Annotated in this window: 19 protein-coding genes; 8 read left to right on the top strand and 11 right to left on the bottom strand. The window is 70.1% G+C overall.

Features of this window, described 5'->3' with window-relative positions; translation table 11 throughout:
• Positions 1-78 precede the first annotated feature (78 nt).
• From BO221_RS07125 to BO221_RS07110, 4 genes are all read right to left on the bottom strand, one after another.
• Complete coding sequence (locus BO221_RS07125) at positions 79-1,704, bottom strand: adenylate/guanylate cyclase domain-containing protein (protein WP_073559626.1); 1,626 nt, start codon at positions 1,702-1,704, stop codon at positions 79-81.
• Positions 1,701-2,651, bottom strand: coding sequence for a PLP-dependent cysteine synthase family protein (locus BO221_RS07120; protein WP_073560240.1), 951 nt, complete (start codon positions 2,649-2,651; stop codon positions 1,701-1,703). The genes BO221_RS07125 and BO221_RS07120 overlap by 4 nt, the downstream gene beginning before the upstream one ends.
• A gap of 119 nt (positions 2,652-2,770) precedes the next feature.
• Entirely contained in the window at positions 2,771-3,256 is a 486-nt protein-coding gene (locus BO221_RS07115) for a hypothetical protein (RefSeq protein ID WP_233165758.1), read from the bottom strand.
• Positions 3,257-3,770: 514 nt separating this feature from the next.
• Positions 3,771-4,745, bottom strand: a complete 975-nt coding sequence (locus BO221_RS07110) for a hypothetical protein (RefSeq protein ID WP_073559625.1) — start codon at positions 4,743-4,745, stop codon at positions 3,771-3,773.
• A 185-nt stretch (positions 4,746-4,930) separates the two neighbouring features.
• Here BO221_RS07110 and BO221_RS07105 point away from each other — a divergent pair, with 185 nt between their 5' ends.
• Complete coding sequence (locus BO221_RS07105; RefSeq protein WP_073559623.1) at positions 4,931-5,581, top strand: hypothetical protein; 651 nt, start codon at positions 4,931-4,933, stop codon at positions 5,579-5,581.
• A gap of 4 nt (positions 5,582-5,585) precedes the next feature.
• On the opposite strand, the gene BO221_RS07100 is transcribed toward BO221_RS07105, so the two are convergent.
• From BO221_RS07100 to BO221_RS07085, 4 genes are read right to left on the bottom strand one after another with little or no spacing between them, the layout of a single operon-like run.
• On the bottom strand, positions 5,586-6,338 hold the full coding sequence (locus BO221_RS07100; protein ID WP_073559622.1) for an alpha/beta fold hydrolase: 753 nt from the start codon (positions 6,336-6,338) through the stop codon (positions 5,586-5,588).
• Positions 6,335-7,105, bottom strand: coding sequence for a hypothetical protein (locus tag BO221_RS07095; protein ID WP_073559621.1), 771 nt, complete (start codon positions 7,103-7,105; stop codon positions 6,335-6,337). The genes BO221_RS07100 and BO221_RS07095 overlap by 4 nt, the downstream gene beginning before the upstream one ends.
• A gap of 37 nt (positions 7,106-7,142) precedes the next feature.
• A complete protein-coding gene (locus tag BO221_RS07090) occupies positions 7,143-8,084 on the bottom strand; it encodes a hypothetical protein (protein ID WP_073559620.1) in 942 nt (313 codons plus the stop codon).
• Positions 8,081-9,100 carry a radical SAM protein gene (locus BO221_RS07085; protein WP_073559619.1) on the bottom strand — a complete coding sequence of 340 codons (1,020 nt, stop codon included), beginning with the start codon at positions 9,098-9,100 and terminating at the stop codon, positions 8,081-8,083. The genes BO221_RS07090 and BO221_RS07085 overlap by 4 nt, the downstream gene beginning before the upstream one ends.
• Before the next feature lie 194 nt (positions 9,101-9,294).
• On the opposite strand from BO221_RS07085, the gene BO221_RS07080 reads away from it, so the two are divergent.
• Positions 9,295-11,004 carry a sensor histidine kinase gene (locus BO221_RS07080; RefSeq protein WP_073559618.1) on the top strand — a complete coding sequence of 570 codons (1,710 nt, stop codon included), beginning with the start codon at positions 9,295-9,297 and terminating at the stop codon, positions 11,002-11,004.
• 140 nt (positions 11,005-11,144) lie between these two features.
• Here BO221_RS07080 and BO221_RS54780 read toward each other — a convergent pair whose 3' ends face one another.
• Together BO221_RS54780 and BO221_RS07070 are read right to left on the bottom strand one after the other, a co-directional pair.
• Positions 11,145-11,432, bottom strand: coding sequence for a hypothetical protein (locus tag BO221_RS54780; RefSeq protein ID WP_158079797.1), 288 nt, complete (start codon positions 11,430-11,432; stop codon positions 11,145-11,147).
• A 45-nt stretch (positions 11,433-11,477) separates the two neighbouring features.
• Entirely contained in the window at positions 11,478-12,542 is a 1,065-nt protein-coding gene (locus BO221_RS07070; protein ID WP_369864461.1) for a glycosyltransferase family 4 protein, read from the bottom strand.
• Positions 12,543-12,662: 120 nt separating this feature from the next.
• Here BO221_RS07070 and BO221_RS07065 point away from each other — a divergent pair, with 120 nt between their 5' ends.
• The 5 genes from BO221_RS07065 to BO221_RS07045 all read left to right on the top strand — a co-directional run bounded on the left by BO221_RS07065 (position 12,663) and on the right by BO221_RS07045 (position 20,742).
• Entirely contained in the window at positions 12,663-13,997 is a 1,335-nt protein-coding gene (locus tag BO221_RS07065) for a DUF763 domain-containing protein (protein ID WP_073559616.1), read from the top strand.
• Positions 13,998-14,208: 211 nt separating this feature from the next.
• Complete coding sequence (locus BO221_RS07060; protein WP_083680816.1) at positions 14,209-16,734, top strand: PAS domain S-box protein; 2,526 nt, start codon at positions 14,209-14,211, stop codon at positions 16,732-16,734.
• Between the two features lie 58 nt (positions 16,735-16,792).
• On the top strand, positions 16,793-19,699 hold the full coding sequence (locus BO221_RS07055) for a PAS domain S-box protein (protein WP_073559614.1): 2,907 nt from the start codon (positions 16,793-16,795) through the stop codon (positions 19,697-19,699).
• Between the two features lie 129 nt (positions 19,700-19,828).
• Entirely contained in the window at positions 19,829-20,398 is a 570-nt protein-coding gene (locus BO221_RS07050) for a hypothetical protein (RefSeq protein ID WP_073560237.1), read from the top strand.
• On the top strand, positions 20,395-20,742 hold the full coding sequence (locus BO221_RS07045) for a hypothetical protein (RefSeq protein WP_073559613.1): 348 nt from the start codon (positions 20,395-20,397) through the stop codon (positions 20,740-20,742). Before BO221_RS07050 ends, BO221_RS07045 begins: the two co-directional genes overlap by 4 nt.
• Before the next feature lie 15 nt (positions 20,743-20,757).
• Here BO221_RS07045 and BO221_RS07040 read toward each other — a convergent pair whose 3' ends face one another.
• Complete coding sequence (locus BO221_RS07040; protein ID WP_073559612.1) at positions 20,758-22,473, bottom strand: NAD-dependent malic enzyme; 1,716 nt, start codon at positions 22,471-22,473, stop codon at positions 20,758-20,760.
• Between the two features lie 310 nt (positions 22,474-22,783).
• Here BO221_RS07040 and BO221_RS07035 point away from each other — a divergent pair, with 310 nt between their 5' ends.
• On the top strand, positions 22,784-25,990 hold the full coding sequence (locus BO221_RS07035; protein ID WP_233165756.1) for a fused MFS/spermidine synthase: 3,207 nt from the start codon (positions 22,784-22,786) through the stop codon (positions 25,988-25,990).
• The last annotated feature ends 7 nt before the right edge of the window (positions 25,991-25,997 follow it).

Below are 25,997 nucleotides of genomic sequence, written 5' to 3'. Positions count from 1 at the left end.
TGGGTGTCCGTGCTGCTGGGTGTCCGTGCTGCTGGGTGTCCGTGCTGCTGGGTGTCCGTGCTGCTGGGGGTCCGTGCTTCAGTCCGGCAGGTACAGCCGGTGGTGGCGCAGGGGCTTCGCCACGTTCTTCACAGGGGTCTCCGTCAGCTCGCCGTAACGCAGGGATTGGATGACGGCGTCCTGGCTCCCCTCCAGCGCCTGCTTCACCGGCTCCATCACCAGCATCTCGCGGAACCCCGCCAGCGATTGCAGCCGCGCCGTCTGGTTCATCCCCGTCGAGAAGCCCGTGTACTCCTGGTTCGGTCCGAAGAGGCCGCACAGCGTCGGCGCCAGGTTGAGTCCCACCGCCACTCCCAACCCCGGCATCCCCACCCGCTCACAGATGGTCCGCACTTCTGGATCCGCGCTCATCGCCATCGTGGTGCGCTGGATGTCACACGCCGCCCGCACCAGAGCCTCGCACCGCTCGCGCCGGCTGCTCCGGAAGAACGGCGGACCGAATAGCCCGATGATGCAGTCACCCACCATCTTGTCGAACACGCCCCCGTGCCTCCACAGGAGCTCCACCATCCGCTCGCTCCACCGGTCCACGAAACGGCCGATGCGCGCCGGGCTCTCCAGCTGCTCACACAGCCGCGTGAAGCCGTTGAGGTCCGCGAAGAGGATCCCCACCTCCTCGTCCCGCCCCACCAGGTAACGCGCCCCGTAGTCCGGCACCTGCAACAGCTCGTCGATGGTCTCCGCCGGGAAGAACTTCGACAGGTGCGTGCGCTCGCGGTTGTAGTCCACCAGCCGCTGGCTCAGCGTCGAGGCCAGCACCCGCACCAGGTCCATCGTGTGGCTGGAGAAGCCCTCCTCGCCCGACCACAACAGGATGCGGCCCAGTTGCTTGCTCTGCAGGTGGCCCGAGATGAGCACCGCCTCCATCACCCGCGGCTGTCCCAACGCCCGCTTGAGCCGCTCCTCGCCCGGCTGGAGCAGCTCGGCGCCGTGCGCACGCAGCAGCGTGTCCAGCTCCGTCGAGGGCTTGTCTCCCGAGTCGTGCTCCAGGTGCCCGTTGCGGTACACCCGGTAGTGCAGCACCGAGGGCCGCACCGCGTCCCGATACACCAGCAGGAAGCCCGGCACCCGCACCCGCTGCGCCAGTGTCAGCACCACCTGGTCCATGCCCGCCTCGAAGACGGGATTGGACAGCAACTGGTTGAGCCGGAGGATCAGCTCCTGCTTCTCACACGCCGTGTGCACCAGCAGCAGCACCGTGTCGAGCTGCTCGGCCACGGTGTCCAGCATGTGCTCCAGGCGCTGGGCGTGCTCGGGCCGCGTGTGGTCTCCCGCCAGGTACAGGCCGATGTGCCCCACCGTCTGGCCCATCACGTCCAGCGTCTGGCTCACCAGCGTGCCGTCCCCCTCGCGCCGCGTGCCCCGCGGCCCGGCGAGCAACGGACCCGGGAAGACGCCGCCGAAGTCCCCCGCGTGGAAGGTCTGCTCGGCCAGCTCCTCGTTGCGCGTGGTGACGGCGATGCCCTGCGCCCCCATCTCCTTCAGCACCACGGGCAATATCCGCTGGAAGGTCTGCGCCAGGGACAGCTGGTCCCGGATGCTCCCCTCGATGAGATCGTCCACCGCGCGATTCAGGGCGTGCAGCATGCGCAGTTCCTCGAGCCCGGCCTCGGGGGCCTCCGGCGTGGTCCGTGGGGAGTTCATGCTCTGGGTTGCAGCAGCTCGGTGGAGAAGTAGCGCTCCATCCGGTCCGGGAAGAGCGTCACCACCTGAGCCTGCGGGCCCAGCCGCTTCGCCGCCTCCACCGCCGCCGCGTAGTTGAGCCCCGACGAGGGCCCCACCGGGAAGCCCCGGCGGATGAGCGCCCGCGCCGTGCTCATCGCCACCTCGTCCGAGACGTTCAGCTCCACCAGCCCCGGCAGGTCCGCCTCGCGGTACAGCCGCGACAGGCCATCCACCACGCCCGGTACGCGCGAGCTGAAGCTGCAGCACTCGATGTCGGTGCCCAGCCCCGAGATGGGCCGCGCCACGAAGGGGGCCACCGGGCAGCCGGCCTCGGCGAAGGCCTGGTACAGCCCCACCACCGTGCCGCCCGTGCCCACGCCGCTCACCACCGCGTGCACCAGCCCGCCCGGCACCTGGGAGAGGATTTCCTGCCCCGTCCACACCCGGTGCGCCTCGGCGTTGTCCGGGTTCTCGAACTGGCGCGGCGCGAAGGCCTTGCGCTCCCGGGCAATCTCCTCCGCCCGAGCGATGGCGCCCCGGATGCCCGAGTCGCGCGGCACCAGCTCCACGTTGCCCCCGTAGGCGCGGATGGTGAGCACGCGCTCGCCCGTGACGCCCTCGGGCATGACGGCGGTGAACTTCAGGCCCATCTGCGCCGAGGCCAGCGCCAGCGCGATGCTCGTCGAGCCGCTCGAGGCCTCCACCACCTCGCCGCCCGGGCACAGCTCGCCCAGCCGCCAGGCCTTCTCGAGCATGTAGCGCGCGATGCGATCCTTGGTGGAGCCGCTGGGGTTGAGGAACTCCAGCTTGCACCAGATGGTGGGGCCCTCGGAGTCGAGGCGGACGGGGACGAGCGGCGTGGGGGCGATGGCCTGGAGGAAGCGGCCATCCGCGGGCAGCGGGCGACAAGGAGGACGTGAGGTCATGGCGGAGTCCGGAGGTCCGCCCCACATATCGTGAAAATCCCCGCTCCGGGAGTCTCCCTCCGGGATGACGCACTGCTTCTCCGCCTGCTTCCCTGGCGGGATGGCGGAGTGGCGTGGCGTCATCGGGTAGGGGGACGAGGGACCCGGGCTCCCCTCTTCGCGTGCGCGAGCGACTCCAAATGCTCCCTCCGCAGGGGATTCTTCAGATGGAGCCGGTGCACTCTGCGCTCCGCGTCGTCCAACATCTCCCAGGCCTCACGGGCCCGGCGGGGGAAGAGATGGAGCGACTGCACGTAGAGGCAGGTGATGTGGACGCGCAGCGCGAGGTTGGAGAAGCCGAGCTGCTGAACACGGCGAAGACACCGGCCGAACTCCGGCCACGGTTTGTTGAACGAGTACGCCAGCGTGACGAGATCTTCCGCGATGCCTCGCCGGGTCCGCAGGCGTCCGGCCTCGGTCTTCTCCTCGCGCAACCACCTTTTCTCCAGCGCTATCAAGGCCCGCCGCCGTTCCTCATAGGGCGCCTTGGCCTCGATCATCGCCAGGAGGAGTTGGTCTTTCTCCTGTCCACGAGCCAGTGCGTGCTCTGGTCGCGTGCGCCGCACGATCACGCTCCCGGGCACGGCTTTCCATTGGCCCGGAGGGGCCAGTATCCGTAGCGCATACAGGCATCAAAGCAGGCCTGGCATTGGGTCTCCCCGCTTTTCCGGCCCTCGATGCTTCCACCCCCCGCGCGGATGCACTTCGCGTAGTGTGGCTCGCATATATCGGTCCGCCATCGCTCCCTTTCCTCCTCCGTCGGAAGCTCGGGGATGGGCGAGGCTTCGGATTCGGGAGAGCCAGGCGGGAGGTTGTTGGGACGACCAGGCTCGAGCGGAACCGCCGCACCGCATCGCTCGTACTGGCCAGGGTTCTGTTTGAGGCAGCAACTGATGGTGGTGTCGGTCTGGTTGCACTCGCCTTGAGCGAGTGCGAAGCCGCCAGCATACCCAAGGGTGCTCGTTGATACGCACCCCGAGGCGAGGAGCGTCATTGCCAGAGAGAGGAGCAATGCATGACTCCGCCCATGATGCGTTACGACACCCGCGTATCGCATGGCTCCTCCCAGAGGCCTGGAGCTCAGAAGTGCAGGCCGAGGCCCACGAACGGGCCGCCCATCTTGTCCCGGTGCACCACGCCGTCCAGGTGGCCTCGATCATCCAGCAGCAACCCGCGCCAGCCCGCCCTCACCGTCATCGCGCCCATGTGCATCGCCAGGGCCGCCTGTCCATCCAGTTGCAAATGCGGCAGCGGTACCCACTGCAACCGGCCTTCCAAGTCGAACGGACCGAACAGGCACCGCTCGAACGACAACGCCAGGCTCGGGCCGATGAAGGTGATGTCCGGCGCTCGCGCCATGGCCACGCCCGCTTCCCACCTCATCCGGCCCCGTTCACTCGAGATGGGGGAGAACGTCAGGGCCACGTCCGCCAGCTGGATGTGGTCCTTTCCCTCCGAGCCGTCGTCCGTGTTCAGCGTCAGCGCCGTGAAGTGCGTGGACACACCCCAGCGCCGCTCCTCGATGCCCAGGTTGAACCCCACCGCTCCGCCGTTCTTGAGCGCGTTCGCCTCCACGCCCATCCGCACCATCACCGGATGGTTCCGCTCCTCCGGCTCCTGCGTCACCGGACGCGGGCGGTACCGGCGGTAATACGGAATGTACGCCCCAGACACGGGAATCCACGCCATGCCAGGCGTGAGGATGGGCCCTCGGGGACGCGGATCCTTGCCCCCTCCATCGCCGCTGCCGGGGTCCGGCGAGTCGTCCGGGTTCCGGCCCACCGGCGAGGCATCGTGGACCTTGGATTTCCCGCCGTTGACAGCGCTGCTGCCGTGCTCGTACGCGCGCCACCCTCCAGAGCCGCTCCCGGAAGAGCTGGAGCCCGAGGAGCGTGAGCCGCCGGATGAAGACGAGCCGGAGCCCGAGGAGCGCGAGCCTCCGGACGAGCTCGAGGACGAGCCGCCCGACTTGCCGAAGCGTGCCTCGGCCACGGTGGTGGTGAAGAAGCACCCGGCCGCCAGCGCGGCACACAGTGTCTGCTTGGGAGATGGCACGGGAGGCCTCCTGGGAATGCGGTTCCTCGCGGCTCCATCCAAGCACTTTTCCGGCGCGTCAGGCCGTCACTCCCTGGTGGGTGATGTCTGCACGACAGGGTGAGTGTCCATGTCAGGAATCCCGCCGTGGCGAGTGTCATCCGCCGCACGGCCGTGCCTCGCGCCGGGAGTGATAGCCTCCCCCCATGCTGTTCTTCGACCTGGAGGCCTATGCCCCTCCCGATGACCGCAACGCGAGCCTGAGCTCGCTCACCGTCAATCCCGCGCGTCCGGGACATCTGCTGCTGGGCGGGTGCTTCTTCAGCAAGCGCTTCGAGGATCCCATCCCCGACACTCCCGAGGTGCAGGGGCTCTGGCTCTGGAACTTCGAGTCCGAGGCTGCCCTGCTCGCAGCCATCAAGGCGCGCTTCGAGGAGGAATGGCGCCGCCAGCGCGAGGAGAAGGTCCGGGTGCTCGGCAAGCCGGCGGTGGACCTCGTCGTGTGTGGCGCGGGCATCTCCAAGTTCGACCTCCCGGCGCTCTACTGCCGCTCGCTCTTCAACGAGATCGCCAGCCCGGCCGAGCTGTTCGAGGTCTTCTTCAAGTCCCGCCCCATCGACCTCGCCAACGAGGCCAGCTTCCTCTTCCCCAAGGAGCCCATCCTCTATCCGAAGACCACCCGGGAGATGGCGGGGCGTCTGGGATTGCAGGAGCGCAAGGGCTCCAGCAAGGGCGTCTGGGAGAGCTACGAGAGCCGCGACTACGGCGCCATCGAGCAGCGGACCGAGCAGGAACTGCGCCTCGTGCTCGAAATCTACAAGCGTCTGCAGGCGAAGATCGTCCGGGCCTCCTCGTGAGCCGCTAGGTGACGGTGGTGACGGAGCGCACGGCTTCCACCACCACCTCGGGCTCCGTGAGCTGCGGGAAGTGTCCGCTCCGGCTCGCGAGCATCTGTCTTCCCCGGGGCGACAGGGCGGCCAGGCGCCGCTGGTGTTCCGCCCGTGCGGCGAGGGCCTCCTCCGGAGTGGCCCAGGCCATGGCGGGCCGGCCGCCCGTCACGACGGCCAGTGGGACGTCCGGAAAGGGGCCCGCCCGCTGGATGAGGCCGACGGTGCGCGAGACGTGTTCCGTCTCGCCGAGTTCATCCTTTCCGAGCAGCGCATCGAGCGTGCGTTGGGCGAAACGCTGAAAGCCGCTTCGATGGTTGGCCATGACACCGACATCCTCGGGCGCGGTGGCATCGAGCAGCACCACGCCTGAAACCTCCGCGGAGTAGGTCCGGGCGAAGAGATTGACGGCCAGGCCTCCGAGCGAATGACCCACCAGCACGTAGGGCGGAGCCAGTTGGGCGTGACGCAGGAGCGCACGGAGCGACTCGACGATGACGTCTCCCGTCTGCGGGACCACCGGCTTTCCACTGCCGCCGAGCCCCGGGCGGTTGTACGCGAAGACGGTTCCCAGCGCGGACAGTGGCTCCCATACCCTGAGCCATCCCTCGATGGGGCCGCCGGCTCCGTTGATGAGCACCAGGGTGGGGGAGCCCTGTCCCGCGATGAGATATTCGAGCTCCTGCCCCTGGATGCTGGCCTTCTGCTTCGGAGGAAGTGGCTTCATGTGGACGGGGGAGCGGTTCTCTCACGTTTCAGCGGCGGCTGACACGGCCGGAGGAACGCGAGCGGGTCCGCGCCGGGCCAGGCCTCGAACACCTTGACCGAGACATACAGGTGATGGCCGCGGGCGATCCGCTCCACGGCGGTGAAGCCCGCGGGGAGATCCTCGAACACGGCGCCCAGCCGCAGCATCGGTTCTCCGAAGCCGTCGCCCTCCTTCCACGCGGGGATGACCTTCCCATCGAGTCCCTTCACCAGGGGTCCATCCTCCGCGTTCAGCTCCTCCACCAGCGCCTCGAGCAGCCTGCCCCTGTCCTCCTGGACGTGCTGGCCCTTCCAGAGCTCGAAGACGCTCACCACCGGGTGGTGTGCATGGTCCAGCTCCGTCTCCACCCGCCCTCCCCGGGCGTAGATGAACTCGCCAATCGTGCGCGGCAGCGTGACGGTGTACTCGTGGTGCACGAACACCTGATGGCCGATGGCCCAGGCGTCCGGCGCCTTCTTCTCGGAGTAGCACGGCCAGTCATCCCAGGTGCCGGTGTCCTCGTTCCCCCTGAGCCCGTGCTTCTGGATGAAGAGGTCCAGCGGTGAGGGCCGCTCGGGTTCCTTCGTCGTCGAGGATGCCGCCTCGAACCAGACGCCATGGGCATCCAGCACCTCCTTCAGCTCGGCCGCTACCTGCGCCGCCTGCTCCTCCTGCTCGAACCGGCCCACGATGGTGTAGCTGCCGCTGTTGTTGCTCGCGAAGGCATTCCAGATGTGAATCTTCAAAGGTCGATCTCCTCGCTCCCAGGACTCGCGCCGGGAGCTACTCGGCGGGGCGCAGCTCCGCGTTCGCTCCGCCCTCGCGCAGGAACTTCACGGCCTGCTCGGCCCGGGCCCGGGTGAGCCGCTTCAACACCGCGTCCGGAATCCACTTCAACACCGTGGGGCCGTCGATGTATCCGCCGCGCCGCAGCTCCGTCAGCCGCCGCGCCACCTCCTTCGACGAGAACCCCGCCTCCAGAATCCAGACATCGAACAGCTTCCGCTCGAGCGGCGGATGCGAGGGCCTCAGCCAGCCCAGTGGATCCCCCGGGGACTGGTCCTCGGAGACCCGCACCGAGACCCGCAGGCCATGACGGCGCGCGATGCCCTCCACGGCCGTGTAGCCCGGGGCGAGGTCGAGATCCTGGAACACCGCGCCCAGCGTCAACACCGGCTCGCCGGGCCTGGAGTCATCCCTCCACGCGGGCTGCACGTCGAAGGGCGCCAGCGTCACCAGCGGCCCGTCATCCGCGTACAGCTCCTCGACCACGGCCGAGACCGTCCCGGCCTTCGTCTTCTTCGGCAGCGTTCCGTGCAGCTCGAAGAGGCTCACGATGCAGCCATGCGCGTGCCGGATGCGCGTCTCCACCTTCCCGCCCCGCACCCGCAGGTACTCCTCGTAGGAGTCCTGCAACGTCACCGTCCAAGGGTCGTGGAGGAACACCTGGTGGCCCGTGCTCCAGACGCGCAGCTCGCCCTGGTCCGCCAGGTCCGCCTCGCTCTGCGTGAGGCTGTACGTCTGCGTGAGGACCCGCAGCGGCGAGGGATTCTCCGGATCCTCGTGCCGCGGCCCGGGCGACCTGCGCCACCGCTCGTGCTCCTCGAGCACCTGGGACAGCTCGGCCGCCACTCGCGCGGCGAGCTCCTCGGTGGGGAACCGGCCCACGATGGTGTAGCTGCCGCTGTTGTTGCTCGCGAAGGCATTCCAGACGTGAATCCTCACGGCGTCCCTCCCGCGTACGTCTCCAGCCCGTACCCCGCCACGCGCGCGCAGCCCGGCAGCCGCGACGCAGAGCCCAGCTCCTCCCTCCGCTCGCGCCACACCGCCATCACGTCCGCCGCGTCCCCCACCGGAATCGCCACGTGGTGGAAGCTGCAGGGCATCACCTTCCGGTCGCTCGTCAGCACGAGGTAGTCCCTCCCCGCGCCGCAGTCCGTGCGCCGGAACAGCCTCGGCACTCCCTCCATCCGCTCGCCCCAGCAGACGTCCAGCTTCAGCTGGCACCGGCCCGCCAGCGCCCTGCCCAGCAGCTCCACCTTCCTCGCCAGCTCGCCCGCTTGCACGGGGGACAGGTGCAGCGCCCGGTCCACGCCGTTGTAACTGAGCAGCAGCACGTCCTGGCACCCGCGCGACACCAGCTCCAGCACCACCGTCTCCAGCGATGCGAGCCGCTCGGGTGTCACCAGGTAGTTGACGCCGAAGCGTGCCCCCGCGTCCGCCAGTTCCTCCACCTTCCGCCGCCAGTCATTGTCCTCGTAGAGCGACAGCCGGCACTGCCCGTAGCGTCCCCGGACGGCCGCCAGCCGGCGCGCGGTGAGCGCCAGCCCATTGGTGGTGAAGCTCACCGCCAGGGGCGTCTCGTCATACAGCCGGCACACCAGCTCCTCGAAGCGGGGGAACACCCACGGCTCGCCCCCTCCGAAGGCCACCTCCAACACCCCCGCCTCCGCCAGCCCCGCCAGCACCTGGAAGGCCTCGTCCGCCGTCCAGGCGCTCTTCGCCTCCAGGTCCCGCGAGCAGAAGGTGCATGCCAGGTTGCAGCGGTTGGTGATGCCGAACTGGAGTGCCCTCGGCGCGCGCTGGCGCAGGTGCGCCGTCTCCGGCCCCTCGCACAGCGCGTTCATCCCGCTGTCCCGATCGAAGAGCAGCAACGCTCCATCCATCGGGAAGCGCCGCAGGCGGGCGAGCGCTGGCGGGACGGGGAGGTGCTCGAAGGAGGGGCGGGTGGCTTCGGACATGGCGGGGCGCTGACGCCGGGCGGGCGGCGGTCCTGACGCTCTCTCCCGGCAGGGCCCCGCTCCTCGGGTCAGGGGCGAGGATACCGGAGGTGCCCGCCCGTGGGCGGCCGAGGCGCCGGGTGTCTTCCCCTGCTCGCGTCGCGTGGGCGGTCGTGCGAGCATGCCCGGGTGGTGGTTCGAGACGAGGCCCGGCGATGACGATTCGCGCCAAGGTGTTCCTGTTCGCCTTGTTGGCGGTCGGGCTCGTGTGCCTCATGGGCGCCTACCTCTATGCCGGGGCCCAGAAGGGCCAGTACATCCGCGAGCAGCTCACCGCCATCCAGGAGCAGCGCGACTCCTACGAGCGGCTGCATTCGCTCGCCTGGCCCTACCTGAACATGCTGGCCCAGACGCGGCGGGTGGAGGGCAGCACCATGCTCGCGCAGCGCGAGCTGATGCAGAAGGTGGACTCGGAGCTGGCGCTGCTCGAGGACAGCCTGGTGCGCGAGGAACGGTGGCTGGGCGACAGGTCCGAGGAGAACGAGCGGCAGCAGCAACGGGAGCTCCGCGAGGCCCTGCGGCAATGGTCGGAGTGGGCGGCGGACCGGGTGCGCGCCCTCCCCGAGGGCTCCTCGGTGGGCTCCACGTTGGAGTGGTTGCTGTACTCCCAGTTCGAGCAGACCGTGGGCCAGCGCATCAAGGACATGCAGGATGCCGAGAAGGCCGAAATGGACGAGCTGCGGCGCCGCTGGGACGACAACGTCCAGCTCACCCGGCAACTGGCGCTCGTCTTTCCCGCCATCTGCCTCGTGCTCGTGCTGGCGCTCGCCTTCGCCATCCTCACCCCCCTGCAGCGCTCGCTCCGCGGGCTCATGGCCGTGGCCGAGCGCATCGGACGGGGGGACTTCGACATCCAGCTTCCCGCGGCGGGCCATGACGAGCTGGGCCGGCTCACGCATGCCTTCGACCGGATGGCGCGCGAGCTGCGCGAGTCGCTCGAGGAGAAGCAGCGCCTCACCCGCGCCGAGGCCGAGGCCTCCGAGCGCGAGGCCCGCCGCTACAACGCCCTGCTGGAGGACACGGTGCGCACCCGCACCGCCGAGCTCGCCGAGGCCAATGTCCGCCTCCAGGACAGCCTCCAGCAGCTCCAGTCCGCCCAGGAGCAACTGCTCTTCGCGGACCGGCTCGCCTCCGTGGGACGGCTCGCCGCGGGCGTGGGCCATGAAATCAACAACCCGCTCGCCTACATCCTCAGCAACCTGCGCTACGTCCACCAGGAGTTGAAGGAGCAGTCCGGCGCTCCCTCCCCGGAGGCCCGCGAGGAGATGATCTCCGCGCTCTCCGAGGCCAGCGAGGGCGCCGAGCGCGTGCGCCTCATCGTGCAGGACCTCCGGTCAATGGCACGGCCGGATGACGTGGCGCTCGGCCCGGTGGACCTGGCCGAGGTGGTGCGCGGCTCGGCCAAGATGGCCCGGCACGAGGTGCGGGACAAGGCCCGCCTGGTGGAGGACTGTGGCGGCGTGCCTCCCGTGCAGGCCAACGCGGCGCGTCTGGGGCAGGTGTTCCTCAACCTCATCATCAACGCGGCGCACGCCATCCCGCCGGGCCAGGTGCAGGAGAACGAGATTCGCGTGGCGGCCCGGCTCTCCGCCCCGGATCGCGTCACCGTGGAGGTGCGCGACACCGGCGCCGGCATCTCCCCCGAGAACCTGCGGCGCATCTTCGATCCCTTCTTCACCACCAAGCCCATCGGCGTGGGCACGGGGCTGGGGCTGTCGGTGTGCCACCGCATCATCACCGCGCTCGGCGGAGAGATTCGCGTGGAGAGCGAGCCGGGCCGCGGCACCTGCTTCTTCATCACCCTGCCCGTGGCCGAGAGCTCCGGGGACGCCGGACCGCCATCTTCTGGCCAGTCCGCCGCCTGAGCTGTCCAACGCCGGACGTCCGGCGAATGCAAGGGGTTGGCGAACGCGGGATGTTCACCATCTTGGGCTCGCAAGTCATCCGACATTCAGGAGGAGGACCGGATGCCACCGCGTGGAGTGAAGAGCCCGAAGCGTCAGCGTCAGTACTCGAAGATCAAACAGTCCGCGCGCAAGCGTGGCGCCAGCACGGGCCGGGCCGAGGAGCTCGCCGCCCGCGTCGTCAACAAGCAGCGCAGCAAGGCCGGTGAGACGAAGGGCACCTCCAAGCGCTCGGCGAAGAAGACGTCCGCGAAGAGCTCCTCGCGCCGGGCGAAGCCGGCTCGCAGCACGCGCAGCTCCGGAGCCAAGTCCCGCAGCCGCACCACCGCCGCGAAGTCCCGGCGCAAGCCGGGCAGCTCGTCCAGCTCGCGCTCCCGCTCGTCCGGCACGCGCAGCCGTTCCCGTTCCTCCTCTCGCTCGAAGAAGTAGACACCTCAGCGGCCCATGGCTGACTGGTACACCCGAGCGAGCGCCCGGGCCTCATTGGCCACGCCGAAGCGGGCCCGGGCTTCCTCGGCGGCGTTGAGTCCCACCTGCCTTGCCTGCTCCGGCTCGTGCAGCAGCTGGCGGAGCAGCTCGCTCAGTTCGGCCACGTTGCCCGGCTCGAAGAGGAAGCCGGTGCGGCCGTGCTCGATGAAGGAGGGCACGTGCGGCAGCCGGCTCATCACCGTGCAGCAGCCACACGCCATCGCCTCCAGCATCACCATGGAGAAGGATTCGAAGTGCGTGGGGTTCACCAGCACGCTCAATCCCTGGTACCAGGGCACCACCGGGCGCTGCTCCCCGGCCAGCACCAGCCGCCCGCCCGTTTTGACGCGCAGCTGTTCGGCCCAGGCCTGGTCCCGTCCCTTGGCCAGCCCCACGAGCACCGGCGTCCACTCGGACGCGGGGAGCTCGGGCAGCAGCGGGGTGAGGGCCTCGACGAAGTCTCCCTGGCCCTTGCTGGGACGGATGCGGCCCACCACGCCGATTCCCCGCCGGCCGCCGAGCCCCAGCGCCTTCCACGCCGCGTCCCGGTCCACCGGTGGCGTGAAGCGCTCCAGGTCCACGCCGTGCGGCACCAGCTGCGAGGGCCTCCCCATCCACTCGGCGCTCTGCGCGTTGAGCGTGACGAGCTGCTCGGCGAAGCGGGTGAGGAATCGCGTGAAGCGGCCCGGGGGGTTGCCTCCGTGGCGCGTGTAGACGAGCCGCACCTCCCGGCCCATCCACCGCAGCAGCAGCCCGGCCAGCAGCTCGTTGTTCCGGTGCGCGTGCCACACCACCGGCTCCTGGCGGATGCGCCGCCACAGCTCGCTCCAGGCGATGCGCGGCACGTCCTCCTCCAGGTTGCCTCCCACCGCCCGCGTCTCCATCAACCGCGCCAGCTCGGTGACGATGCGCTCGGTGTGCGCGGTGACGCCCGTGCGGCGCCGATGGAAGTGCGGATGGACGACGAGCAAGGCGCCACCGTCTGTACTCCACTCCCGCTCCGCCCGCATCTGATTCTGTCCGAGGAGCACATGGGGCTCTTCGCTGATCGCACGCATGGAGAGCGGCCGGGCCCGGGTCTCCGCGCGTGCCGCCGTGAAGAAGGACCCGAGTTCAGAGGTTGACTCCAGGAAGTTACCTCCGGAGTCATCATGGATCGTACGGGCAGTGCAGACCTTCCCCTCCACTCGGGCCGCGTGCCGGACTGGCTCGCCGAGCGCATGGCGCGCATGAGCCGCGTCCTCGTGGAGGCGCTCGTGCTCCACTACGGCCGTCACGAAGTCCTCCGCCGGCTCGCCCACCCCTTCTGGTTCCAATCCCTCGGCGCCGTCATGGGCATGGACTGGCACTCCTCGGGCGTCACCACCACCGTGCTCGGCGCCCTCAAGCGCGGCCTCACCCCCGGTGGCCGGCAGCTCGGGCTCTACGTCGTCGGCGGCAAGGGCCTCCAGGCGCGCCGCACCCCCGACGAACTGCGCATCATCGGCGACCGGGTGGGCATCGACGCCGAGGCGCTGATCCGCGTCAGCCGTCTGGCCGCCAAGGTGGACAGCGCCGCCGTGCAGGACGGCTTCGAGTTGTATGCCCACAGCCTCATCCTCTCGGACGACAACGCGTGGGCCGTGGTTCAGCAGGGAATGAACGCCGACGCCCGCCAGGCCCGGCGCTACCACTGGCTCTCCGAGGGCCTGGGCAGTTTCGTGGAATCGCCCCACGCCGCCATCGAGGGACCCAACCAGGGCGTCATCCTCAACCTCACCGACAGACGTGCCTCGCGGGCCCGCGCCGCGCAGGTGGAGCTCGTCTCCCAGGGGCCCGACGTGGTGCTGGGCGCCCTGCGCAAGCTGCGTCCCCAGCCCACGCCCGAGCCCGTGCCCTTCACCCCTCCACTGCCCCACCTTCACATGCCCGTGCACGAGGAGGTGACGCGCGATGACGTGGTGCTGCGCCGGCTCCACGGCACGCTGGCCGCCGCGGCCGAGCAGGGCCCTCGCGACTTCGCGGAGCTGCTCCTCACGCCCAATGTGGGCGCGCGTACCGTGGCGGCGCTGGCCAGCGTGGCCGAGGTCATTCACGGCACTCCCTCGCGCTTCACGGATCCGGCGCGTTTCGCCTTCGCCCAGGGCGGCAAGGACCGGCAGCCCTTCCCGGTGCGGTTGGATGTGTATGACGAAACGCTGCGTGTGCTGCGTTTGGCGGTGGACGCGGCGAAGCTCGGCAATGACGAGCGGCTCCATGCCATCCGCGAGCTGGACCGTCAGGCGCGGCGGCTCGAGTCCGTGGTCTCCGCGGCTGCCTCGGGTGCTTCCTTCGAGGCGCTCGTCCAGGAGGGGTGGAAGGACGTCACCGAGTTGTTGCCCACCGACGCGCCCCCGCGCCGGCCCACGGGACGCCCTGGCTGGCGGCGCCGTGTGGCCCGGAAACAGCTGGAACTGCCGGGCATGGACGAGGAGACGAAGGGCGACTCCTTGCTTCCCTCCCGATAGGCACTCCGGGTGGTTTCATTCCAACACTCCAGGTAAACAAACGCCGGCGCTTGCTCCATCGGAGAGCGAGGGGCCGAGCCAGGGCGGGGACGCGTACGGTGGCGGACAACTGTTGGGTTCCAGGGCGGGAGGGAGCGGCGGGCGGGAGGGGAGATGGCGGTAATCTGTCTGGTGGCGCCTGCCCCCCCCAGGCGAGTAGGGAGCCCTCATCGTGCCGAGCAGCAGCCACTCCGCCCCGCGACTGGGGACCCAGGACAAGCGGGCTTTTCCTCCCCGGTTGGATGGACGGGTGCTGGTGGTCGACGACACGGAGGCCAAGCGCTACCTCATCGCCCACACGTTGCGCATGGCGGGCATGGAGGTGGTGGAGGCGGCCAACGGCAAGATGGCCCTGGCCGCGGCCCTGTCCGGTCCGGACGTGGTGGTGTTGGACGTGCGCCTGCCGGACATGAGTGGCTTCGAGGTGTGCCGCCGCCTCAAGGAGGACCCCGCCACCTCCGCCATCCCCATCCTCTACATCTCCGCCCTGCTGCAGGACTCGGAGCTGGAGGAGCGGCTCTTCGACGACGGCGCGGACGGCTACATCCCCCAGCCCATCGAGTCGCGGCACCTGGTGGCGCAGACGTGGGCCCTCGTCCGCATGCGCCGGGCGGAGCAGGCCCGCCAGCGCGAGCGCGAGGAAGCCCAGGCCGAGCAGGCCCGCCTGCGGCGAGAGCTGGAGCGCACCCAGGCCCGCGCGCGCCGGCTCACCGAGTCCGGTCTCGTGGGCATCCTCTATTGGGACCTGGATGGCTCCGTGCTCGAGGCCAATGATCTCTTCCTGGCGATGGTGGGCTACACGCGCGAGGACCTGGCGCGGGGTCTCATCGACTGGCGGAAGATGACGCCGCCGGAGTGGGATGCGCCGGATGCGTGGGGCATCGAGAAGCTGCGCGCCCAGGGCTTCAGCGGGCTGTACGAGAAGCAATTCGTGCGCAAGGACGGCTCGCGGCTGGACGTGATGCTGGGGTCGGCCTCCTTCGACGCCGAGCCCCAGCGCGGCGTGACGATGGTGGTGGACCTCTCCGAGCGCCGCGAGGCCGAGCGCCAGCTCAATCACCTCATGGTGGAGCTGGGGCAGAGCGAGGCCCGGCTGCGGCTGGCGCTCGACTCGGCCGAGCTGGGCGCGTGGAGCTACGACCTGGCCACCGGCCAGCACCACTGGGACGCGCGCGCCAAGGAGCTGTTCGGCCTGCCGCCGGACGCGCCGGTGGACGTGTCGGTGTGGCGGGAGGCGACGCACCCGGACGACCGGGACGAGGTGTCGGCGGGCGTCCGGCGCGCGTTGGCCGGAGAGGGCGGGGGCTCGTTCTCGGCCGAGTACCGGACGGTGGGCCCGCGGGACGGGGTGTTGCGGTGGATTGCCTCGCGGGGCCGGGTGCTCTTCGGCGCGGATGGGCAGGTCACGTGCCTGTCGGGCACCTACCTGGACATCACCGAGCGCAAGCTGAACGAGCAGCGCGCCACGGAGCTCCAGGCCACCACCGCCGCCTTCGCGCACGCGCTCACCCCCGAGCAGGTGGGCGCCGCGCTGGTGGAGCACGGGCTGAAGTCGCTGGATGCCTACGCGGGAGCCCTCTGCCTGGTGGATGGCGAGTGGTTGCGCACGTTCCGCTCCTTCGGCTACCCGGCCCACCTGGTCCGGGACCTGGGGGTCCTCCCGCTCCGCGTGCGCACCCCCTTCTCCGTGGCCATCCACGAGGGGCGCTCCGTGGCGTTGCAGGCCACCGAGTCCCTGGCACGGGAGTGGCCCGAGTTCGCCGGGATGGTGCAGGGCAGCCGCAGCCGCACCTGGCTGGGCGTGCCCATGAAGGTGGGGGCGCGGGTGGTGGGGGTCCTGACGCTGAGCTTCTCCCTGTTGCGCCGTTTCAGCGTGCGGGACCTGGCATACATGGAGTCGCTCTGCGGGCTGTGCGGCCTGGCGCTGGAGCGCGCCCGGCTCTACGAGGAGGAGCGGCGGGCGAAGGACGAGGCCCGGCAGCGTTCCGAGCTGGAGCAGCAGTACCTGGGCGTGGTGAGCCATGACTTGCGCAACCCCCTGGCCTCCATCTCGCTGGGCGCGCGCACGTTGCAACGCCTGGAGCGGCCGGCTCCGGAGACGGTGTTGCGCACGGCCGGACGCATCGCGAACAGCGCGGACACCATGGGGCGCATGGTGTCGGATCTGCTGGACTTCACGCGCGGGCGGCTGGGCGGGGGCCTGCCCATGGAGCGCACGCGCAACGACCTGGTGCTGCTGTGCCAGGAGGTCATCGGCGAGTTCGAGGTGACGCACCCGGACCGGCGCATCCTCCTGGAGGGAGACGCGCGCTGCGAGGGATGGTGGGACGGTGAGCGCATGCGCCAGGTGCTCTCCAACCTGTTGTCCAACGCGCTGCGGCACTCGCGGCCGGGGACGCCGGTGTCCGTGCGGGCGCTCGGGTTGGACGGCGAGGTGGAGCTGGCGGTGTCCAACGAGGGCGAGCCGATTCCGGCCGAGCTGCTGCCGGTGCTCTTCGAGCCGTTCCGCCGGGGCCTGTCGGGGTTCCGTCCGGCGGGCAGTCTGGGGCTGGGGCTCTTCATCGTGCACCAGGTGGTGATGGGCCACGGCGGCCGGGTGGAGGTGGGCACGGGCGTGGAGGGCACCACCTTCCGCGTGCGCGTGCCCCGGGGCGCCCTGTCCGGAGAGCGGAGCGCCACGGGCGCGGCCGATGCGTGAGATGGCGGACAGCCATCGCCTCCCTTCCTGAGCGCGGGAGGGGCCATTCGTGGCAGACATGCGGGATACCCGCTCCCCCCGGCGGGTGAGCAGGGAGTTCCCCATCGTGTCGAGCAGCGGCCCCTCCGCCCCCTCTCCGCGCCCCGAGTCGCGGGAGACGGCTTCCCCCTTCCGGATGGAGGGGCGGGTGCTGGTGGTGGATGATACGGAAGCCAAGCGGTACTTCATCGTCAAGACGCTGCGCCGCGCGGGCATGGAGGTATTGGAGGCGGCCAGCGGGCAGGAGGCGCTCACCGCGGCGGCGCTCAAACCAGACGTGGTGGTGCTGGACGTGCGCCTGCCGGACATGAGCGGCTTCGAGGTGTGCCGCCGCCTCAAGGAGGACCCCTCCACCTCCGCGCTCGCCATCCTCTATGTCTCCTCCATGCTGCGCGACGAGGAGCTGGAGGCGCGGCTCTTCGAGGACGGCGCGGACGGCTACATTCCCCAGCCCCTCGAGCCCCGGCACCTGGTGGCGCAGACGTGGGCCCTCGTCCGCATGCGCCGGGCGGAGCAGGCCCGCCACCGTGAGCGCGAGGAGTCCCAGGCCGAGCAGGCCCGCCTGCAACGGGAGTTGGAGCGCTCGCAGGCCCGCGCGCGCCGGCTCACCGAGTCCGGCGTGGTGGGCACCTTCTACTGGGACCTGGACGGCTCCGTCCTCGACGCCAACGACACCTTCCTGGAGATGGTGGGCTACACGCGCGAGGAGCTGGAGCGGGGCCTGCTCGACTGGCGGAAGATGACGCCGCCGGAGTGGCGGGAGCAGGACCAGCGCAACGTCCGGGCCGTGCTCGAGCATGGTGTATCCGGGTTGATGGAGAAGCAGTACCTGCGCAAGAACGGCACGCGGGTGGATGTGATTCGCGGGGCCGCGGCTTTCGAGAGCGAGCCCCACCGGGGTGTGGGGGTGGTGGTGGACATCTCCGCGCGCCGCGAGGCCGAGCGCCGGCTGGCCCTGCTCATGGCGGAGCTGGAGTCCAAGGAGCGGCTGCTGCACGCGGTGCTCCAGCAGATGCCCACCGGCATCTTCATCACCGAGGCCTCCACGGGGCGCACGCTGCTGACGAACGAGCGGATGGCCACCCTGCTCGGCACTGCCCCGAGGCTGAACCTCGGAGAGATGCGCATGCACCTCATGGAGTACCCGGACGGCAGGCCCTGCTCGCGCGAGGAGCTGCCGCTGCTCCGCGCCATGCGCGAGGGCCGGGATGTGATGGAGGAGCTCGTCGTGCGGCGCGAGGACGGCTCGACCCGGTTCAGCTGGACGTGTGCCTCGCCGGTGCGGGATGCACGGGGGGAGATCGTCGCGGGCGTGCTGACGATGGAGGACATCACCGAGCGCAAGGCCACCCAGGAGTCCCTGCGGCTGAGCGAGGAGCGGTTGCGCCTGGCGATGGACTCGGCCGCGCTCGGGGTGTGGTCCTACGACCCCGCCAGGGACGAACTGGAGTGGGACGCGCGGACGCGGGAGCTGTTCGGCCTGGCCCCCGGTGCGCCCGTGGACCTGGGCGTGTGGCTGGAGCGCGTGCATCCGGACGATCGCGAGCGGATGGAGGCCATGGTCCGGCGGGGCTTCGCCGACGCGGACGGCGGCGTGGGCGACTTCGAGTACCGGGCCATGGGCGGGGAAGGCGTGCTGCGGTGGCTGTCGGGACGGGGCCGGGTGCACATGGGCACGGACAGGAAGGTCCGGCACATGGGCACCGTGCTGGACATCACCGAGCGCAAGCTGGCCGAGCAGCATGCCGAGGCGCTCCTGGCGACGACGGCCACCTTCTCGCACGCGCTCACGCCCCAGCAGGTGGCGGATGCGCTGGTGGCGCATGGGCTGAAGTCCCTGGATGCCTGCTCGGGCTCCGTCACGATGGTGGTGGACGAGACGCTGGTGGTGCTCGGGGCCGTCGGGTACCCGGAGACGGCGCTGCGCGAGTTCCGCACCGTGCCGCTCGCCCGGCGCATCCCCATCACGGAGGTGGTGCGCACGGGGCATGCGGTGTGGACTGAATCCTCCGAGGTGCTCGAGCGGGACTGGCCGGACATGGCCCGGTGGGTGCGGGACAGCCAGAGCCGGAGCCGCTCGTGGGGCTCGCTGCCGCTGATGAGCGAGGGGCGGGTGATGGGGGTGTTGGGGTTGAGCTTCCCCACGCCGAGGCGCTTCGGCGCGCGGGAGAAGGCGCACCTGGAGTCGCTCTGCCGGCTGGGCGCGAAGGCGCTGGAGCGGGCGCGGCTCTACGACGATGCGCGGCACCGGTCCGAGCAGGAGCAGCAATTCCTTGGCGTGGTGAGCCATGATTTGCGCAATCCCTTGCAGGCCATCTCGTTGGGGGCGCGCACGCTGCAGCGGATGGAGCGGCCGACGCCCGAGGCGTTGTTCCGGATGACGGGGCGCATCGCGAACAGCGCGGACACCATGGGGCGGATGATCTCCGACCTGCTGGACTTCACGCGGGGGCGGCTGGGCGGAGGCATTCCGCTGGAGCGCACGCACAACGACCTGGTGCGGTTGTGCCGGGAGGTCATCGACGAGTTCTCGGTGACGCACCCGAGCAGCGACATCCGCCTGGAGGGGGACGCGCTGTGCGAGGGGTGGTGGGACGGGCCGCGCCTGCGCCAGGTGCTCTCCAACCTGCTGTCCAACGCGTTGAGGCACGCGCGCCCGGGGAGCGAGGTGGTGGTGCGGGTGCACGGGCTGGACGGCGAGGTGTTACTGACGGTGTCCAACGAGGGCGAGCCGATTCCGGCCGAGTTGTTGCCGGTGCTCTTCGAGCCGTTCCGCCGGGGGATTTCGAAGTTCCGCCCGGCGGGCAGCCTGGGGCTGGGGCTCTTCATCGTGCACCAGGTGGTGACGGCCCACGGCGGCCGGATGGAGGTGGGCTCGGCCGAGGGCGTCACCTCCTTCACGGCGCGGATGCCGCGCGGGGCGTAGTCCGGAGGCCCACAGTGCGGTCTGCACGGAAAGTGCCCGGCCGGGCAGGGAGACGTCACGTTCCACGACATGACATGGGAGGTTGGCAACGTCTCGACAGAGGGTTACTATTCAGGTAGGGTGCTTCGCATGCGATACGACCGGAAGGTGGTCGCCTACCATGGCTGTGATTCGAGCGTTGCCGAGCGGCTCCTGACTGGGGAGTCGTTCAAGCTCAGCCAGAACACGTATGACTGGCTGGGGGATGGCATCTACTTCTGGGAGTACGGCGCCGGCCGTGCGCTCCAGTTCGCCCAGGAGCAGGTGGCACGGGGCAGGGTCCAGACGCCGGCCTGCGTGGGCGCGTTGATTCAGCTCGGCAAGTGTTTTGATCTGCTGGATACCCGCTTCACACGTGAGTTGGCGGCGGCCTACGATCCTTGGACGAAGCGCTATGCGTCCGAGGCGCTGCCATTGCCGCAGAACGCCGGACAGGCCCCGGACTTCAAGCTACGTCTCCTGGATCGCTCGGTACTCAATTGGTACCTGCGCCTATCCGATAGGCGGGGCGATCGCTTCGATACCGTGCGCTGCGGATTCCCGGAGGGTGGGCCGATCTATCCAGGCTCCGGGATTCTCGAGCAGACCCACATTCAACTGACGGTGCGCAACCCAGGTTGCATCCTCGGGGTGTTCCGTCTCAACGCGGAGACAGTATGAGCAGACACTCCATCAGCAAGGCACGCAGGCTGCGCACCATCACTACCCTGCCACCCCACGCGAATGCCGAGAACCACAAGCACATCATGGAGAAGCTCAGGACCATGACGCAGGCGGAGTTCTTCCAATCCCTGGTGGATGCGGGCATCTACACGCCCAAGGGCCGGCTCACCCGGCGATACGCGGGAGCCATCGACTTGTATCCCGTCCTGACCCCCGAGCAGATGGGGATTGCTCCGGCCACGAAGGCCATCCAGTCGCCCCGGCGGACCTCCGCGAAGACGGCCGCGCGCAAGTCCACCCGTGCTCCCCGCCGGAAGTCCGCGAAGGACTCCCGGCGGTAGCTCACTCCGGCTGTTTTACCTGCCCGGCGCGCGCCGCAGCGGGAGGAACTCGGGCCGCCACATCTCCGCCTCGAGCAGGCTTTCCAGGTCCTCGGGCAGCTTGCGCGTGGCCACTTCCTCCTTCATCGCCTGCCGCATCACGGCGATGGCCACCTGACGGCTCGCCGCGCGCAACCGGTCCATGCGCGGGTACAGCGCGCCCTGCGCCAGCCGCGCCCCGTCCGTGTAGTCCGCCAGCGCCAGCGACGCCGCCGTCAGCATCCCGTCCGTTACCCGCTTCGCCCTCGACAGCAGCACGCCCAGCCCCAGCCCCGGGAAGATGAACGCGTTGTTGCCCTGGCCCACCGGGTGCGGCGCCCCGTCCCACTCCACGTCCTCGAAGGGGCTGCCCGTGGCCACCAGCGCCTTGCCCTGCGTCCACTTGTAGATGTCCGCCGGCACCGCCTCGCTGTTCGCCGTCGGGTTGCTCAGCGCGAACACCACCGGGTACGCCGTGTTCTCCGCCACCGCCTTCACCACGTCCTCGCCAAACGCCGCCCGCTGCCCGCTCAGCCCCAGCAGCACCGTCACCTTCGCCTCCCGCGCCGTCTCCAGCAGGCTGGGAATCGAGCCCTGAATCTTCCACCCCGCCACGCGCGCGGGCTCGTGCGCGAACTCCAGCTTGTACGGCTCCAATCCCTTGCGGTCCTTCAGGATGAGGCCCTTGGAGTCAATCAGGTAGATGCGCTCGCGCGCCTGCTGCGTGCTCATCCCCTCGCGCTCCATGCCACGCACAATCTGCCTCGCCACGCCCACGCCACCGGCGCCCGCGCCGTGCACCAGGTACACCTGCTGGCCGAGCGTCGTCTGGCTGCGCCGCGTGGCCGACAGCAGGCCCGCCAGCACCACCGCGCCCGTGCCCTGGATGTCGTCGTTGAGCGAGGGCAGCACGTCCCGGTAGCGCTCCAGCACGTCGAAGGCCTTCTGCTTGCTGAAGTCCTCCCACTGCACCAGCACGTTGGGGAAGCGCTTCTTGAGCGCCGTCACGAAGGCGTGGATGAAGTCGTCGTACTCCTTGCCCTCCATGCGCGGACGCTTCACGCCCAGGTAGAGCGGGTCATCCAACAGCTCCTTGCGGTTGGTGCCCACGTCCAGCTCCACCGGCAGCGTCACCGCCGGGTCGATTCCCGCCGCGGCCGTGTACAACGACAGCTTGCCGATGCAGATGGCCAGGCCGCCGAAGCCCTGGTCTCCAATGCCCAGAATGCCCTCGTTGTCCGTGGCGACAATCAATTGCACGTCCGGGAAGGGCGTGTTCGCCAGCAGCGAGTCGATTTCGCCGATGTTCTCCGGGCTCACCACCAGCCCGCGCGGATAGCGGTAGATGCGGCTGAACTGCTCCACCGCCTGCGCCACCACCGGGGTGTAGATGATGGGCATCATCTCCTCGATGTGCCGGTTGAGCAGCGCGTAGAAGAGCACCTCGCTGCGGTCCTGCAGCGCGCGCAGGAAGACGTGCTTGTCCAGGTCCGAGCGGAAGGAGCGGAAGTTGGCGTAGGAGCGCTCAATCTGCTCGTCCAGCGAGGAGACGTGCGTGGGCAGCAGGCCCAGCAGGCCGAACTCGCGCCGCTCCTCCAGGCTGAAGGAGGTGCCCTTGTTGAGCAGGGGCAGGCGGGTGAGCATCAGCCCCTCCAGGTGCGTCTCCAGGTAGGGGCGGCCGTTCGCGTCGAGCTTCTTCTCGTACTGTTTCATGGGGGAAATTCGTGTCGTAAAAGGGGGGGCGCTCCCTTAACGGCTCGCCCTCGCCCTCAACAAGGCCCCCCATCAGGCAGGCATAAGCGACGGTTCGTCCCTCCATGCGGCCCGTGTACGCCGCTCCGCGCCAACGCGTCGCGTCAACCGCACCCCACCTCACGGGTCGTCAAGGATATTCCCCCGTGGAAGGGGGGCTGGCGGCCCGCCTGGTGCGGGAGCGGTTTCACACGTGGAACTGGCCTCGGGAGGGGGGCGCTGGTTCAATCCGCGCCCCGGGTCTCCGTCCGCCGCGACTGGCAGAGGATCGATGAACGCACGTGTCTGGAAGATTGCCCCCCTGCTGTTCGGCTCGGGCTTCTGCTCCCTGGTGTATCAGACGGCATGGCAGCGCGAGCTGCGCCTCATCTTCGGAGCCTCGACGGCGGCGTCGGCCGCGGTGCTGGCCATCTTCATGGGCGGGCTGGGCCTGGGCGGTGCGCTGTTGGGGGGGCGGGTGGACCGGGAGAAGCGCCCGCTGGGCTTCTACGCCAACCTGGAGCTGCTCATCGCCCTGAGCGCGGCGCTGACGCCCCTGCTGGTGTTGCTGGCGCGCGCCGTCTACACGGGCCTGGGTGGCTCCGTGTCCATGGGGCTGGGGCTCGGCTCGGTGGTGCGGCTGGTGCTCTCCGCGCTGGTGCTGGCGGTGCCCACGCTGCTGATGGGAGGCACGCTGCCGGCGGTGGCGCGCGCGGCCGAGACGGCGGAGGACGTGCGGCGCCGGGCGGTGGCGGTCCTCTACGGCGTCAACACGCTGGGCGCGGTGGCGGGCGCGGCGGCCTCCACCTTCCTCCTCTTCGAGGTGTTCGGCACCCGGAGCACCCTGTGGCTGGCGGCCCTCCTCAACGTGCTCGTGGCGCTGGTGGCCCGCACGGTGGACCGGACCCTGCCGGAGCAGGAGGTGGCCGCGGCCCCCGCCGCCGGGGAGTCCACGCCGGCCACCGCGCTGCCGCCGCGCCGCTTCGTGCTGGGCGCCGCGGCGCTGGTGGGCTTCGCCTTCTTCCTCATGGAGATGGTGTGGTACCGGATGCTGGGGCCGCTGCTGGGCGGCTCCACCTTCACTTTCGGCCTCATCCTGGTGGTGGCGCTGGCGGGCATCGGCCTGGGCGGCGCGGCGTACGCGGCGTGGGGCCAGCAGCGCCCGGCCACCCTGCGCGGTTTCGCGCTGACGTGCCTCCTGGAGGCGATGCTGCTCGCCGTGCCCCTGGCGCTGGGGGACCGGGTGGCGGTGCTCGCCTCCCTGGTGCGGCCGATGTCCGTCTTCGGCTTCGGCGGGCTGGTGCTGAGCTGGGCCGTCATCGCCGTGCTGGTGGTGCTGCCGGCCGCCTTCATCTCCGGTGTGCAGTTCCCCCTGCTGCTGGCGCTGCTGGGCCGCGGTGGAGATGACGTGGGCCGCCAGGTGGGCCAGGCGTATGCGTGGAACACGGTGGGCTCCATCGTGGGCTCGCTGGCGGGAGGCTTCGGCCTGCTGCCGCTGCTGTCCGCCCCGGGCGTGTGGCGGCTGGTGGGCGCGGTGCTGGTGGGCCTGGGGCTCGTCGCGGTGGTGCTGTCGCTGCGCCAGGAGCCGCCGTCGCCCGTGCGCATGGTGCCGCCCCTGGCCACGGCCGTGGTGGCCGCCCTGCTGCTCACCTCCGTGGGGCCCACCGCCGCCTGGCGCCACAGCTCCATCGGCGCCGGACGCGACAGGTTCGAGGCCTCCGACATCAACGGCATGCGCGGCTGGCTCGCCGACTCGCGGAAGTGGCTGCTGTGGGAGACGGACGGCGTGGAGAGCAGCGTGGGCGTGCTGGGCGCCTACGGCCTGTCCTTCATCGTCAACGGCAAGTCGGACGGCAACAGCATCGGCGACTCGGGCACCCAGGTGATGGGCGGCCTCATCGGCGCGCTGGCCCACCCCAACCCCCGCCGCTCGCTGGTGGTGGGCCTGGGTACCGGCAGCACCGCCGGCTGGCTCGGCGCCGTGCCGGAGATGGAGCGCGTGGACGCGGTGGAGATCGAACCCGCCATCCTCCCCTTCGCGCGCATGTGCGAGGCCGTCAACGAGCGGGTGCTCGACAACCCCAAGGTGAAGGTGCACCTGGACGACGCCCGCGAGGTGCTGCTGGCCTCCAAGGAGTCCTACGACATCATCTTCTCCGAGCCCTCCAATCCCTACCGGGCCGGCATCTCCAGCCTCTTCTCGCGCGAGTTCTACCAGGCGGTGAAGAAGCGGCTGGCGCCCGGGGGCATCTTCCTGCAGTGGCTGCAGACGTACGAGGTGGACTCGCGCACGGTGCGCAGTGTCTACGCCACGCTCGGCAGCGAGTTCGGCGCGGTGGAGACGTGGCGCACGCAGGGAGGAGACCTCATCCTCATGGCCACGGAGATGCCGCTGCGGCACGACCTGGAGCGGATGCGGGCGCGCGTGTCGCAGGAGCCCTACCGCCGGGCGCTGCCCTGGGTGTGGGGGACGAACGAGCTGGAGGGCGTGCTGTCGCACTTCATCGCCGGGCCCGCGGTGTCCCGGGCGCTGGCCGAGGGCCAGGAGGCCCTCATCAACACGGATGACCTCTCGTACGTGGAGTTCGCCTTCGCCCGCAGCGTGGGGCGCAAGGAGACGGGCTTCTCCCAGCTGGATCTGCGGCGTGCGGCCTGGGAGCACAAGGCGGAGCGGCCCGAGGTGGCGGGCGGCACGGCGGACTGGCAGCGGGTGGAGGAGCTGCGGGTGATGGCGGGTGATCCGCCCCTCGTCCGTGCGCGCTCCGGCCTGGACGAGGCCGCGCTCTCCCGGCGCCATGCCTTCCACGAGGCGATCAAGGCCAACGACGTCAAACGGGCGCTGAGCCTGTGGCGCGAGGCCGGGCGGCAGCCCCAGGGGCCCTCGGAGCTCACCAGCCTGGGCTCGATGCTGGCGTTCCTGGGGGACGAGGCGGGACTCCTGCCGCTCCTCGAGCCGCTGCGCGGCATGAATCCCTTCGATGCCGAGGCGCTGCTGGCGCGGTTGCGCTTCAAGCAGGGGCGCCTGCCCGAGGCGGCGGAGTCGCTCGAGCGGGCCTTCGCCGTGCTGCGCCAGTCTCCCTGGCACAACCGCACCCTCTTCAAGGACGCGCTGACGGTGGGCATGGAGCTCTCCGAGAAGGACGAGGCCCTGGGCCTGCGGATGTGGACCGCGCTGGAGAAGCCCTTCATCAACAACGTCGGGGAGGGCATGCGCGTGAGCGCCCGGCTGATGCTCGGCTTCCGGCTCGAGTCCGGGAAGCGGTGCGCCGAGGCGCTCGCGCACTTCGAGCCCCACGTCCCCTGGAACCGGAAGTTCCTCGAGGATCGCACCCGCTGCTACGTGAACACCCACCACCCGCTGCAGGACCAGGCGCTGGAGGACTACCTGGAGTTCATGCGGTCCGAGCCGCCGCCGCTCTGGGAGAACGGGCCGGACGCCGCTCCGGACGGGGTGCCCCCGCGGGATGGGCCTCCGGTGTCGGACGTGGGCTCGCCGTAGGCCAGCC

Source organism: Archangium sp. Cb G35 (assembly GCF_001896145.1).
Taxonomy (GTDB): domain Bacteria; phylum Myxococcota; class Myxococcia; order Myxococcales; family Myxococcaceae; genus Archangium; species Archangium violaceum.
This window is presented reverse-complemented; position numbering and strand designations above follow the sequence as displayed.